This window comes from Pseudarthrobacter sulfonivorans, assembly GCF_031454915.1.
Lineage (GTDB): Bacteria > Actinomycetota > Actinomycetes > Actinomycetales > Micrococcaceae > Arthrobacter > Arthrobacter sulfonivorans_C.
Window position 1 is genome coordinate 219820 of the sequence record NZ_JAVDRS010000006.1, and the last position, 12454, is coordinate 232273.

Sequence of the window (12454 nt, forward strand, 5' to 3'; positions counted from 1 at the left end):
CAGACGGTCCACGGGCCTAGCTTTGCTTCTTACCGAACAGGCCGCCGAGGAGCCCGCCCAGTCCGCCCTCCTTATCGGGGTCCTTCGGTGCCGGTTCCCCCTGGGGCAGGTCAACCTGGATAGCCTCCGCGGGCCGGACTGAGCGCTGCCCTGGTTGGCGCTGCAGCCCGGGTTGCTGTTCCCCGCCCATATCCTGGCCAGCCGGCGATCCAGCCGATGAACCTTCCGGGGCGCCCGTCCCAGTGCCGCCGCCGAGCAGTCCACCCAGGCTGCCCAGAATGCTGTCCAACACCGACCCCTGCTGGCCGGTTCCGGCATTTCCACCAGCCCCTGCGCCTGCTCCGAGGATTCCGCCCAGGATGCTGCCGAGGTCGATGCCGCCAGCCTCCTCGCCGCCAACTCCTCCTCCAACTCCGCCGGGCTGCCCCGCGTCGCCGGCGCCTTGGCCGCCCTGCCCGCCTTGGCCAAAGATCTTCTTGGCAAGGTAGGACATCACGATCGGGGCCAGGATGGGCAGGGCCTTGCGGATCAGGTCGCCGCCGATGCCACCAAGCCCGGCGGTACCCGCCAGCTGCGCGGCAACCTGGTCCTGCTGGCCGCCGAACACGTGTCCAACAATCTTTTCGCCGTCGGCGGTGTCAACCTGCGTCGCGTCCACGCCACCGTCAACCAGGCCGTCCTGGTGCTGGCCAAGAGCCGACCGAAGTGAGGCGGCGCCGTCGGGAGCCTGCACATTGGTATGCATACCCGCCAGCAGGGTGGGCAGGGCCGCTTCGACGGCAGACTGTGCGGACGCCGGATCGGTGCCGAGCAGGGACGCCATTTGGTTTACGTCGATCTGGTTCAGGAGGTCGTGAATCTCGGTCATGAGGTACTCCTTCGGTGCCGCGACGGACCGCGGACGTGGGTCGGTACGGCACGCGCGGCATGCCGCCGGAGGTTTGCCCTTGAATCGTAGTCCTGCGCCCTGCCGAACACTAGGACACTCCGGGGCACATTTGCCGCTGTTGTTCTGCCCGCCCGGCGCCGTCCGGCAGCGTCCCCGAATGCGGGTAATCTTAGAGAGTTCCGGCGCCGGTGCGTTGGGAGCGATGTCAGTGCACGCAGTAAAAGGCGAGGTTGATGGTCTACATCTGGAACGATCCGTCCGAAGTCCCGGCGGACTTTGGTCCCTCTGTTGTCACCTTCGGCAACTTCGACGGCGTCCATCGCGGCCACCAGCAAGTGCTCTCCGAGCTCATCCGCTCTGCCCGCATTAATGGCACTAAAGCCGTAGCTGTGACCTTTGACCCGCACCCGGCCCTGATCCACCGTCCGGAGTCCGCGCCCGAGATGATCATGGGCCTGGAGGACAAACTGGTGGCGCTGGGGGAGCTGGGCCTGGACGGCATCCTGGTCATGAAGTACTCGCTGAACCTCGCCAGCCTGACCCCCGAGGAATTTGTGGGCCAGGTTCTCGTGGACAGCCTGCACGCCAGCCACGTTGTGATCGGGCACGACGCCCGGTTCGGCCGCGGCAACTCCGGGGACCTTGACACCATGAAAAAGCTGGGCGAAAAGTTCAACTTCGACGTCCAGGTCATCAGCGAGTTCGGCTCCGAAGGCTACCCGCTGCATAACGACGGCGGCACCGACCGCCGCTGTTCCTCCACCTGGGTGCGGGAAGCGCTGCAGGAGGGCGATGTTGCCACGGCGGCCGAAGTGCTGGGCCGCCCGCACCGCATGCGCGGCGAAGTAGTGCATGGCGCTGCCCGCGGACGTGCCCTCGGGTTCCCCACCGCCAACCTCGCCCACGAGGCAACCGGCTTTGTCCCGGCAGACGGCATTTACGCGGGCTGGCTGGTTGACCAGGCCGGCAAGCGCTGGCCGGCTGCCATCTCGGTGGGCTCCAATCCCACGTTCGACGGGGTCAGCCGCCAGGTTGAAGCCCACGTCATCGACCGTCCCCACGAGGACGTTGGGGACTTCGATCTGTACGGCCAGACAGTAGTTGTGGAATTTGTGGCGCGGCTCCGCGGCATGGTGGCCTACCGTGGGCCTGAGGCTCTCGTTGACCAGATGCGGCTGGACGTCATCCAGGCCCACGATCTCCTGGCGAGGCGCTGACCCGGCCCACCGGCAACCAGCGGCGGGCGTCATGAACGAGGAAGGCAGCGCAGTGACCGTTGAAAAGAACACCCGCAAGCTGGACAAAGGGATCGTCCGCGATTTCACGTCCCGGATGAGCTATGCGTCCTACCTTCAGCTGCCCACTCTTCTGAGCGCCCAGCAGCCGGTCAGCAAGCCCGAGCACCACGACGAAATGCTGTTCATCATCCAGCACCAGACCACTGAGCTGTGGCTGAAGCTGGTGCTGCACGAACTCCGGAGCGCGGCAGCCTGGCTCCGCGCCGACGATCTCGGCTCCGCGCTCAAGGGCATCGCCCGGGTCAAACACATCCAGAAGACACTCACGGAACAGTGGTCGGTGCTGGCCACGCTGACGCCCACGGAGTACTCCCAGTTCCGCGGCTTCCTGGGAAATTCCTCGGGCTTCCAGTCCAGCCAGTACCGGGCCGTGGAGTTTGTCCTGGGCAACAAGAACCGCAAAATGCTTCCCGTGTTCGAATCCGACCCCGCCGCCCACGCCATGCTGGACGGGCTGCTGAACGCCCCCAGCATCTACGACGAGTTCCTGGCCTACCTTGCCCGGCAGGGTTACGACGTGCCGCAGACCGTCCTGGCACGCGACGTCACCCGTGCCCACGAGTTCTGCCCCGAACTGGTGCCGCTGTTCAAGCACATCTACGAAAATGCCGCCGACAACTGGGGAGCCTACGAGGCCTGCGAGGAGCTCGTTGACCTTGAAGACAATTTCCAGCTGTGGCGGTTCCGGCACCTGCGCACCGTCCAACGCACCATCGGCATGAAATCCGGTACCGGCGGGTCCAGCGGCGCCGCGTTCCTCCAAAAAGCCCTTGAACTCACGTTCTTCCCGGAACTTTTCGCCGTACGGACGGAGATCGGCCAATGAGCAGCGCTGCTGACGCAACCATGAATAATCACGACGCCGCCGCCCTCCTGGAGCGGGCTGCGCACCTTGATGCCGCCGACCCGCTGGCAGGGTACCGTGGCCTCTTCATCGGCACCGACACAGACCTCTCCTACCTCGATGGCAATTCCCTGGGCCGGCCTCTAAAACGGACCGTCGACGACATCAGCGCCTTTATCCAGGAAGGCTGGGGCGGGCGCCTGATCCGCGGCTGGGACGAGGAGTGGCTGGGCCTGCCGCAGGCGATCGGCGACCAGTTGGGCCGTGCTGTCCTCGGCGCAGCCCCGGGGCAGACCATCATCGCCGACTCCACCACGGTGGTGCTCTACAAGCTGATCCGTGCGGCCCTGGCTGCCGTGGATGATCCTGCCCGCACAGAGATTGTCCTGGACACCGACAACTTCCCGACCGACCGCTACCTCGTTGAGGGAATCGCCCGCGAGGAAGGACTAACCCTCACGTGGATCGAGGCAGATCCCGCAACAGGGGTGACCCCTGACCAGGTGCGGGACGCAACCGGACCCGCCACCGCCGTCGTACTTTTGAGCCATGTGGCGTACCGCTCGGGGTTCCTGGCCGATCTGCGCGCCATTACGGAGGTGGCGCACAGCGCGGGCGCACTGGTGGTCTGGGACCTATGCCATTCCGCCGGTTCCGTGGACCTGGACCTGGACGGCGCAGGGGTGGACTTTGCCGCAGGGTGCACGTACAAGTACCTCAACGGGGGACCGGGCTCGCCGGCGTTCGCCTACGTCAACGCCCGCCACCTGCCCGGGCTCCAGCAGCCGATCTGGGGCTGGATGGGACGCAAGGATGCATTCGAGATGGCCGCAGGCTACGAGCCTGCGCCCGGCATCCGGAGTTTCCTCAGCGGCACGCCGGCTATTTTCGCAATGCTGGCCATGCGCGGGACCCTGGACCTCATTGAGGAGACCGGCATGGCAGCCATCCGACAGAAATCCCTGGCGCTGACCGCCTACGCCGTGGACCTCTTCGAGGCGTGGCTCGAACCCCTGGCTGTGGAGTTGGCCTCGCCCCGTGACCCGGCGCTCCGGGGGAGCCACATCACCCTGGACCATCCGGCATTCCGGAACGTGACCGCAGCACTGTGGGAACAGGACGTTATTCCGGACTTCCGGGCCCCGCAGGGGATCCGGATCGGACTGTCGCCACTGAGCACCAGCTTCACCGAGGTGCACCGGGGAATGGCCGCAATCCGGGACCTCCTGCAGCGGTAACTGCCTGCTCGCGGTGTCTGTGCTTTCCTGCGGCATAGCGGCTGTTTCGACAAGATTGCGGCGCTGCCGGTAAACTGAACGTTGGATCCGGCTGCAGTCCGTGGCGGCTGGTTCCTGCCATGCGTGGAAAGCCCCCGATACTCAGGGAATTCCTGCGCGGGGCAGACCCGGCAGTGAATTACTGATTCGGGCCTCACGGCACATCTCTAGGAGTTATTGTGGCACTTGACGCCGCTGTAAAGCAGTCCATCATCAAGGATTTCGCAACGTCTGAAGGCGACACCGGCTCGCCGGAGGTCCAGGTTGCAGTCCTGACCCAGCGGATCAAGGATCTGACTGAGCACATGAAGGAGCACAAGCACGATTACCACACCCAGCGCGGTCTGCTGGCCATGGTTGGTCGTCGCAAGCGCATGCTCACCTACCTCAAGAACACTGACATCGCCCGCTACCGTGCGCTCATCGAGCGTCTCGGCCTGCGCCGCTAGTCAGGCTTAAGGGGCGGCCCTTTCCCTTGTGGATCGGGCCGCCTTCTTCAGAAGAAAACTAAACAGGAGGATCAACCGCATCACGCATTCGCGGTCCTCGGTAGTGATCCCCGGGAACGGCTTCCACGATGGAAGCCCCGGCCCGTGGGTCTCGATCGATGACCGGGTGCAGTGCAGGCCAGTAGACAGATGCTGGCTTGGGTTGATGCGGCTGGGCTCCGTTAATCATGAAACGGAGGTGACTCTCTTGGAGGGTCCCGAAATCCAGTTCTCAGAAGCAGTCATTGACAATGGCCGCTTTGGCAAGCGTGTAATCCGCTTTGAAACCGGCAGGCTTGCCAAGCAGGCAGCCGGCGCAGCCATGGTGTACATCGACGAAGACACCGCGCTGCTGTCCGCCACCACCGCAGGCAAGCACCCGCGCGAAGGCTTCGACTTCTTCCCGCTGACGGTTGACGTTGAAGAGCGCATGTACGCCGCCGGCCGCATCCCGGGTTCGTTCTTCCGCCGTGAAGGCCGCCCGTCCACCGAAGCCATCCTGGCTTGCCGCCTCATGGACCGCCCGCTGCGTCCGGCCTTCGTCAAGGGCCTGCGCAACGAGGTCCAGATTGTGGTGACCGTCCTGGCCATCAACCCCGACGAGCTCTACGACGTGGTGGCCATCAACGCCTCCTCCATGTCCACCCAGCTCTCCGGCCTCCCGTTCTCCGGCCCGATCGGCGGCGTCCGCGTTGCCCTCGTCGCCGACGAGAACGGCTCGCAGTGGGTTGCTTTCCCCAAGCACTCCCAGCTTGAGAACTCCGTGTTCAACATGGTTGTGGCCGGCCGCATCGCCGGTGACGACGTCGCCATCATGATGGTTGAAGCCGAAGCGACCGACAACTCCTGGAACCTCATCAAGGAACAGGGCGCCACTGCCCCCACCGAAGAGGTCGTTTCCGAAGGCCTTGAGGCCGCCAAGCCGTTCATCAAGGCACTGTGCGACGCCCAGGCTGACCTGGCTGCACGCGCTGCCAAGCCCACCGTTGAGTTCCCGGTCTTCCTGGACTACCAGGACGACGTTTACGCAGCTGTCGAGGCCGCCGCCGCTGAGAAGCTGGCAGCTGTCTTCCAGATCGCTGACAAGCAGGAACGCGACGTTGCCACGGACGCGTTGAAGGACGAAACCACCGCTGCCCTGGCCGGCCAGTTCGAAGGCCGCGACAAGGAACTGTCCGCAGCATTCCGCTCGGTCACCAAGCAGGTTGTGCGCCAGCGCATCCTCAAGGACCAGATCCGCATTGACGGCCGTGGCCTGACGGACATCCGCCAGCTCACCGCCGAGGTTGAGGTTCTGCCCCGCGTGCACGGTTCCGCGATCTTCGAGCGCGGCGAAACCCAGATCATGGGCGTCACCACGCTGAACATGCTCAAGATGGAACAGCAGATCGACTCGCTGTCACCCGTTACGCGCAAGCGCTACATGCACAACTACAACTTCCCGCCGTACTCCACCGGTGAGACCGGCCGCGTGGGCTCGCCCAAGCGCCGCGAAATCGGCCACGGTGCCCTGGCAGAGCGCGCACTCGTGCCGGTGCTGCCGTCCCGCGAGGAGTTCCCGTACGCCATCCGCCAGGTGTCTGAGGCTCTCAGCTCCAACGGCTCGACGTCGATGGGTTCGGTCTGCGCCTCCACGCTCTCCATGCTCAACGCTGGCGTGCCGCTGAAGGCAGCTGTTGCAGGTATCGCCATGGGCCTGGTCTCCGACCAGGTTGACGGCCAGACCCGTTACGCAGCCCTCACGGACATCCTGGGCGCCGAAGATGCTTTCGGCGACATGGACTTCAAGGTTGCCGGTACGTCCGAGTTCGTCACGGCCATCCAGCTGGACACCAAGCTCGACGGCATCCCCGCTTCCGTGCTGGCAGCAGCACTGAAGCAGGCCCGCGAAGCCCGCCTGCACATCCTGGATGTCATCAACTCCGCGATCGACACCCCGGACGAGCTCTCCGAGTTCGCGCCGCGCGTCATCGCGGTCAAGATCCCGGTTGACAAGATCGGCGAGGTCATTGGGCCCAAGGGCAAGATGATCAACCAGATCCAGGAAGACACCGGCGCTGACATCTCCATCGAGGATGACGGCACGGTCTACATTGGCGCCACCAACGGTCCGTCTGCAGACGCAGCACGCTCCGCCATCAACGCCATTGCCAACCCGCAGGTTCCGGAAATCGGCGAGCGTTACCTGGGTACGGTCGTCAAGACCACCACCTTCGGCGCCTTCATTTCCCTGACCCCGGGCAAGGACGGCCTGCTGCACATCTCCGAGCTGCGCAAGCTGGCCAACGGCAAGCGCGTGGACAACGTTGATGACGTTGTTTCCGTCGGCCAGAAGATCCAGGTGGAAATCACCAAGATCGATGACCGTGGCAAGCTGTCGCTGTCCCCCGTAGTGGCTGAAGAGGAAGGCGCTGGCGACAGCGTTGACGCTTCCGCCGCAGAGGGCGCTGCAGACGCCGAGTAATTCGGACCCTGCACCACACAGCATGAATCGGCGGGGCCGGTGGATGATCCACCGGCCCCGCCGCTGTTACGATGGCAGCCAGATCCGGCCGCCGCTCCTGAAAGGCTTCAATTGACTGTTGTACCCCTGCCGCTTGAGCAGAACCAGCCCGGTGACACCTTGGTCCACGGCTCCGACGGCGGCTCCGTTGTCCGGCGATCGGTGCTGCCCGGCGGTGTGCGGGTACTGACCGAGGCGATGCCTGGCCAGCGCTCGGCAACCATCGGTTTCTGGGTCGGGGTGGGGTCACGGGATGAGGCTCCGGGCCAGCATGGCTCCACGCACTTCCTGGAGCACCTCCTGTTCAAGGGCACCAAACGCCGCACTGCCCTCGAAATCGCTTCGGCGTTCGATGAGGTGGGCGGCGAATCCAACGCGGCCACGGCCAAGGAAAGCACCTGCTACTTTGCGCGGGTCCTGGACACCGACCTGCCCATGGCCATCGACGTTATTGCGGACATGATCACCGGAGCGGTCCTGGACCCGGCCGAAATGGAGCAGGAACGCGACGTCATCCTGGAAGAAATCGCCATGGACAGCGATGACCCCACTGACGTGGCGCATGAAAATTTTGTCGCAGCGGTGCTGGGCACGCACCCCTTGGGCCGGCCCATCGGCGGCACCCCTGCTGCCATCCGCGCGGTCGCCCGTGACTCCGTCTGGGAGCACTACCGCCGCTACTACCGCCCGGACGAGCTGGTCATCACCGCCGCAGGAGGCCTGGAGCACGACGTCGTCTGCAACCTTGTGGTGGATGCGCTCCACACTGCCGGGTGGTCACTTGAGCCCTCCGCAGCCCCCGTGGAGCGGCGTTCCACCGAGCGCGCCGACATCACCGGCACCGCCGGCCTGCATGTGGTGAAGCGTGCAGTGGAGCAGGCCAACATCATCATGGGGTGCCCTACGATCGTTGCCACCGATGGCCGCCGGTATGTCATGAGCGTCCTCAACGCCGTCCTGGGCGGCGGGATGTCCTCGCGGCTGTTCCAGGAAATCCGTGAAAAGCGTGGCTTGGTGTACTCCACCTACTCCTTTGCCTCGTCCTACGCCGATGCCGGCTACTTCGGCATGTACGCCGGGTGCACGCCGTCCAAGGTGCGCCAGGTGCTGGACCTGCTGGGGCTGGAGCTGGACAAGCTCGCCGAAGGAGGGATCTCCGACGACGAACTCCGCAAGGCTGTGGGCCAGCTCTGCGGCGGCATTGTCCTGGCGCTGGAGGACACGGGTTCCCGGATGTCCCGCCTGGGCCGCGCCGAACTCGTCTCCGGCGAATACCAGGACATCGACGAGACGCTGCGCCTTATCAAGTCCGTCACCGCGCAGGAAGTCCAGGACCTGGCGCGGGAGCTTGCTGCCGCGCCGCGCACCGTCACGGTGGTGGGTCCGTTCGAGGAAACTGAGACGTTCGGCTTCTGACAGGGTAGACGCTGTCCGGAAGCTCACTGTCCGGCGATAATGTAGCCATGAACCCTCCGCAGCCTGGCACTGTGCACGCTGTGCTGGAAGACTTCCTGGGCCACTGGCACGGAACCACGCGTCTTGCGCCATCTACGTGGGGGCCCGGACGCGCAGCAGCGGCGGAAATCAGTTTCACGCGCGCGGCGGGAGGTTTCGCCGTTGTGCAGAGCTACCGGCACACCGAAGCGGACGGCAGCCACTTTGAAGGCCACGGGGTGTTCACCGTCGATCCCGACCACAACGACGTCCTCTGGTACTACGTGGACAGCATGGGCCAGCCGCCCGGGGCGCCGGCCCGCTGCACGTGGGTGGACGGTGTGCTGCGCGTGGAGCGCCACAGCGCCCGGGGGACGGCGCGCCACACCTTCCGCGTAGCCGACGGAGTGCTGACCCACGCCGCCGAGTTGCGCCTCGGCGAGGGCCAGAACTATGTCCCGTTCATGACCTCCGAATGCCGCCGCACCTAAGCACTTAATGGCTGCAGGAACCTGCACTGACATTTGGCCACAAACGATCAGACTCTCAGGGCCTGCCCGCGAGACTTATCCACCCAGGCAGGAAGTGGGCCTTCCAGGGCTGGTGGCAGGGATGAGTCCGGGATCGGCATCAACGTCCACATCCGTGACAGTAGCCATGTCCGTGTCGACGTTTTTGTCGACATCCACATCGACATTCAGCTGCGAGTCCAGGCGCGATTCAGGATCGATGCCGGTGGCTGCCGTGGTGATGGTGACGGGCCAGTGGGGTGGTTCCCAGTCGGCGTGTTCGCTTTGGTAGCGGCGGCCTGATGGTGATACCCAGCCGGGTGGTTCGGTGGGGCTGGCCTCGGTGGGTTGCCAGGCTGTGGTGTGTTTGAGCCGGTGATGCTTGGGGCAGGGTTGGGCGAGGTTGCTGATCCCGGTGGTTCCGCCGTTGGCCCAGGCCGTCAGGTGGTCGGCTTCGTTGTCCAGGGACTGGTTGTTGCAGCCCGGGAACGGGCACTTCCCATCCCGCAATCTAAGCCATTGGCGCAGTGCCTTGGGGATCCGGTAGCTGGACCTGCCGATTTCCAGGGGTGCGCCGTCGCGGGGGTCGGTCAGGACGCGGTGGAAGGACTCGGCACCATCAGCGACGAGCGCCCTGGCCATGGACGGCGGGATGGGCCCGTACCCGTCGAGGATCGCGGGTTCTTCGGTGAGGCCCATCAGCGCAAACACCGGGACCGTGACCAAGACCTGGGCCTTCGGTGAGGGGATCAGGTCAGCTTCCCCGCCGAGCAGCCAGGCCGCTGCGGTGTCGGCGCGGAGTTGGGTGAGGGTCCTGGCCTCGGTGGGGCCTTGGAGGGCGCGGGCGGCGGCGGTGGCGCGGTCCCAGATCCCGGCGGCCTGGTCGGCGGGGAGGTAGGCCGAAAGCCAGGCCATGCCGTCCCGGTCCGGGGAATACTCCAGCCGCCGGTCCGCGGCGGACCGGGTGTGGCGTTTTTCGATGCTGTCCGGGTGGTGGCGTTCGCGCCAGGTCCGCGCCTTGGCCCGGAACCGGCCAGGGACCATCTCCCCGGCCGGCCCCCGGGCCGGGTTCGGCGCATCAGGGTCGAAGAAGTGGGCTTCCAACGCAGCCGCGCCGGAGGCGTCCAGGTTGAGGGTTTCGTCCACCACGATCCGGGCGTGCTGCCACGAAATCGATCCTGCTTCCAGGGCGGCAAGCGTCAGCGGCAGCGCGGTGGCCAGGCGGTGCGCTTCGCCCAGCAGCGCGCTGCCCGTGCGTTCGCTGACCGTCAGTGCGCAGGCGACCTCGGCCACGATACTCATCTCCTGACCGGTGTGGTCCTCCGGCGATACCGGCGGTCCTGCAATAGCCCGGGCAGTGGCTGCGAAGTCCGCCGCCGCATAAACCTTCAGGGCGGCCATCATCGCGTCCGCCCGCGAGACCGTGGCCAGCGCTTCCAAGCACTGATCCGCCCGCCGCCGAAGCGGATCAGCATCAGGATCAGGATCAGGACCACACGTGCCTGGAAATCCGCCCCCACGGAGCCGCACAGCAAGCTCAGCGAAAGTCCTCGACAGTTCCTCCGCCGTCTCCGCAGCCGCTGTGCAATCCATACCCCAAGCATCACAGCGCCCACCAACAACAGACGCTAAGCAAACCGCCTATGTGGATAACCCGACGGATACCCCCAGCAGCGGGCCAGCCCCTAAGGCAAAGAGTCGCTTATCCGCCCGCGAACGGAGGCAGCACGTCCACCACGTCGCCCGGATTTAACACAGTCGTGTGGTCCCGGACGGCCACCTCGTTGAGGAGAAAGCTGCTTCGGGACAGGATGCGCTGCAGGGGAGGGGTGCCGGCAGGCGGCACGGCACGGTCCACGGCCAGGACAGCATGCAGCAGGTCAGCCACGGTTGCCCCTGACGGCAGGTCGAAGCCTTCCTCTTCCACCCCGGCGGCGGCGCGCGCGGCAGCGAAGTAACGTACGTTCAACAGATTTAGCCTCCGATGGCGCTCATGCTGCGGTCCGGCTGGACGAAGTCCGCTGCGCCGAGACCGGTGTGGTCCATTCCGTGTGCCTTGGGCTTGACCCACATGGCGTCCTGCCAGCGTTCGGCCAAGGCTTCATCGCTCGCACCCGCGCGTAGAAAGCCAAGCAGATCAAACTCCTCACGCGAGAAGAGGCAGCTCATGATCTTGCCCTCCGCGGTGATCCGTGTGCGTCGGCAATCCGAGCAGAACGGCTCCGTGACGGAGGCGATGATCCCCACAGTCCCCAGCACCGGGCCCTTGGCGCCCACCGACTGCCCCTCAGCACCCAGCGAAGGCACTGCACTACTCTCTGACCCGGCCACCCGGCGTCGCACTTCAAAGCGTTCTGCGGGGGCGCCGTCGCGGGCGCGGGGGTCCGGGCTGAGGACGTAATCCACAGACAACAGGGAACGGATTTCGGCCGCGGTGATCATGTTCCGGCGGGTCCAGCCGTGGTCGGCGTCCAGCGGCATCTGCTCGATGAACCGCAGCTCGTAGCCGCGGTCCAGTGCCCACGCGAGCAGGGAAGGCGATTCGGCGTCATTGATACCGCGCATCAGCACGGCGTTGAGTTTGACCGGACCCAGGCCCGCAGCCCATGCGGCGTCCACCCCGGCCAGCACGCGGTCCAGGAACGGGCGCCGGGTGAGCTTCGTGAAGGTCTCTTCGTGCAGGGAATCGAGCGAAACATTGATGCGGGTCAGGCCGGCAGCCTTGAGCGCGGCGGCCTTTTTGTCGAGGCCAACACCGTTGGTGGTCATGGAGATGGGCAGGTCCGGATGGTTGCTGCGAAGGGCGGCGATGATGTCCACCAGATCCGCCCTCACCAGGGGCTCCCCGCCCGTCAGGCGCAGTTCCCGGACGCCCAGCAGGTCCACCCCAATGCGGACAATCCGCACGATCTCCCCGGCGCTCATAACGGCCTGCTTGGCCAGCCACTCAAGCCCCTCGGCAGGCATGCAGTATGTGCAGCGCAGGTTGCATTTATCCGTCAGGGAGAGCCGCATATCGGTGGCGCGGCGGCCGTACTGATCCAGCAGCCCGGCGGGGGTGCCAGCCGGCCGGGCAGGCGGCAGTGCCGGACCTGCACTGTCCCGGGATTGCGGCATGCCTAGCTGAACGCTCATGAATTCAGGCTACGCCACGTTTGCCCCAGGCATCACGCCCATGACGCCCGGCAGCGGGCGCCCGGCCAGGTAGCCGT

The 12454-nt window shown here is 65.6% G+C and carries 11 protein-coding genes; 7 read left to right on the top strand and 4 right to left on the bottom strand.

Going from position 1 to position 12454, the window contains the following annotated elements; translation table 11 throughout:
• Positions 1-16: 16 nt before the first annotated feature.
• Positions 17-868, bottom strand: coding sequence for a DUF937 domain-containing protein (locus tag J2808_RS14915; RefSeq protein ID WP_309818093.1), 852 nt, complete (start codon positions 866-868; stop codon positions 17-19).
• A gap of 254 nt (positions 869-1122) precedes the next feature.
• On the opposite strand from J2808_RS14915, the gene J2808_RS14920 reads away from it, so the two are divergent.
• The 7 genes from J2808_RS14920 (at position 1123) to J2808_RS14950 (ending at position 9224) form a co-directional block, all read left to right on the top strand.
• Positions 1123-2106 (top strand): bifunctional riboflavin kinase/FAD synthetase, encoded by a 984-nt coding sequence (locus tag J2808_RS14920; protein WP_309818096.1) that lies wholly within the window; start codon positions 1123-1125, stop codon positions 2104-2106.
• Positions 2107-2158: 52 nt separating this feature from the next.
• Positions 2159-3013 carry a tryptophan 2,3-dioxygenase gene (gene kynA / locus J2808_RS14925; protein WP_309818099.1) on the top strand — a complete coding sequence of 285 codons (855 nt, stop codon included), beginning with the start codon at positions 2159-2161 and terminating at the stop codon, positions 3011-3013.
• Positions 3010-4269: a kynureninase gene (gene kynU, locus J2808_RS14930; protein ID WP_309818101.1), complete on the top strand. Its 1260-nt coding sequence runs from the start codon at positions 3010-3012 to the stop codon at positions 4267-4269. The genes kynA and kynU overlap by 4 nt, the downstream gene beginning before the upstream one ends.
• Before the next feature lie 218 nt (positions 4270-4487).
• On the top strand, positions 4488-4757 hold the full coding sequence (rpsO, locus tag J2808_RS14935; RefSeq protein WP_164201122.1) for a 30S ribosomal protein S15: 270 nt from the start codon (positions 4488-4490) through the stop codon (positions 4755-4757).
• A 247-nt stretch (positions 4758-5004) separates the two neighbouring features.
• Complete coding sequence (locus tag J2808_RS14940) at positions 5005-7260, top strand: polyribonucleotide nucleotidyltransferase (protein ID WP_309818331.1); 2256 nt, start codon at positions 5005-5007, stop codon at positions 7258-7260.
• A gap of 111 nt (positions 7261-7371) precedes the next feature.
• On the top strand, positions 7372-8715 hold the full coding sequence (locus J2808_RS14945) for a M16 family metallopeptidase (protein ID WP_309818103.1): 1344 nt from the start codon (positions 7372-7374) through the stop codon (positions 8713-8715).
• A gap of 47 nt (positions 8716-8762) precedes the next feature.
• A complete protein-coding gene (locus J2808_RS14950) occupies positions 8763-9224 on the top strand; it encodes a DUF1579 family protein (RefSeq protein WP_309818107.1) in 462 nt (153 codons plus the stop codon).
• Positions 9225-9299: 75 nt separating this feature from the next.
• Here J2808_RS14950 and J2808_RS14955 read toward each other — a convergent pair whose 3' ends face one another.
• The 3 genes from J2808_RS14955 to moaA form a co-directional block, all read right to left on the bottom strand.
• On the bottom strand, positions 9300-10835 hold the full coding sequence (locus J2808_RS14955) for an HNH endonuclease signature motif containing protein (protein ID WP_397428062.1): 1536 nt from the start codon (positions 10833-10835) through the stop codon (positions 9300-9302).
• A 109-nt stretch (positions 10836-10944) separates the two neighbouring features.
• Positions 10945-11211 carry a MoaD/ThiS family protein gene (locus tag J2808_RS14960; protein ID WP_309818109.1) on the bottom strand — a complete coding sequence of 89 codons (267 nt, stop codon included), beginning with the start codon at positions 11209-11211 and terminating at the stop codon, positions 10945-10947.
• 5 nt (positions 11212-11216) lie between these two features.
• Entirely contained in the window at positions 11217-12377 is a 1161-nt protein-coding gene (gene moaA, locus J2808_RS14965) for a GTP 3',8-cyclase MoaA (protein WP_397428063.1), read from the bottom strand.
• Positions 12378-12454: the final 77 nt, after the last annotated feature.

Excerpts from the sequence above, each read along its gene's own strand:
- J2808_RS14915 (WP_309818093.1), bottom strand. The coding sequence starts at position 868 with ATGACCGAGATTCACGACCTCCTGAACCAGATCGACGTAAACCAAATG.
- J2808_RS14920 (WP_309818096.1), top strand. The coding sequence starts at position 1,123 with ATGGTCTACATCTGGAACGATCCGTCCGAAGTCCCGGCGGACTTTGGT.
- kynU (WP_309818101.1), top strand. The coding sequence starts at position 3,010 with ATGAGCAGCGCTGCTGACGCAACCATGAATAATCACGACGCCGCCGCC.
- J2808_RS14950 (WP_309818107.1), top strand. The coding sequence starts at position 8,763 with ATGAACCCTCCGCAGCCTGGCACTGTGCACGCTGTGCTGGAAGACTTC.
- J2808_RS14955 (WP_397428062.1), bottom strand. The coding sequence starts at position 10,835 with ATGGATTGCACAGCGGCTGCGGAGACGGCGGAGGAACTGTCGAGGACT.
- moaA (WP_397428063.1), bottom strand. The coding sequence starts at position 12,377 with ATGAGCGTTCAGCTAGGCATGCCGCAATCCCGGGACAGTGCAGGTCCG.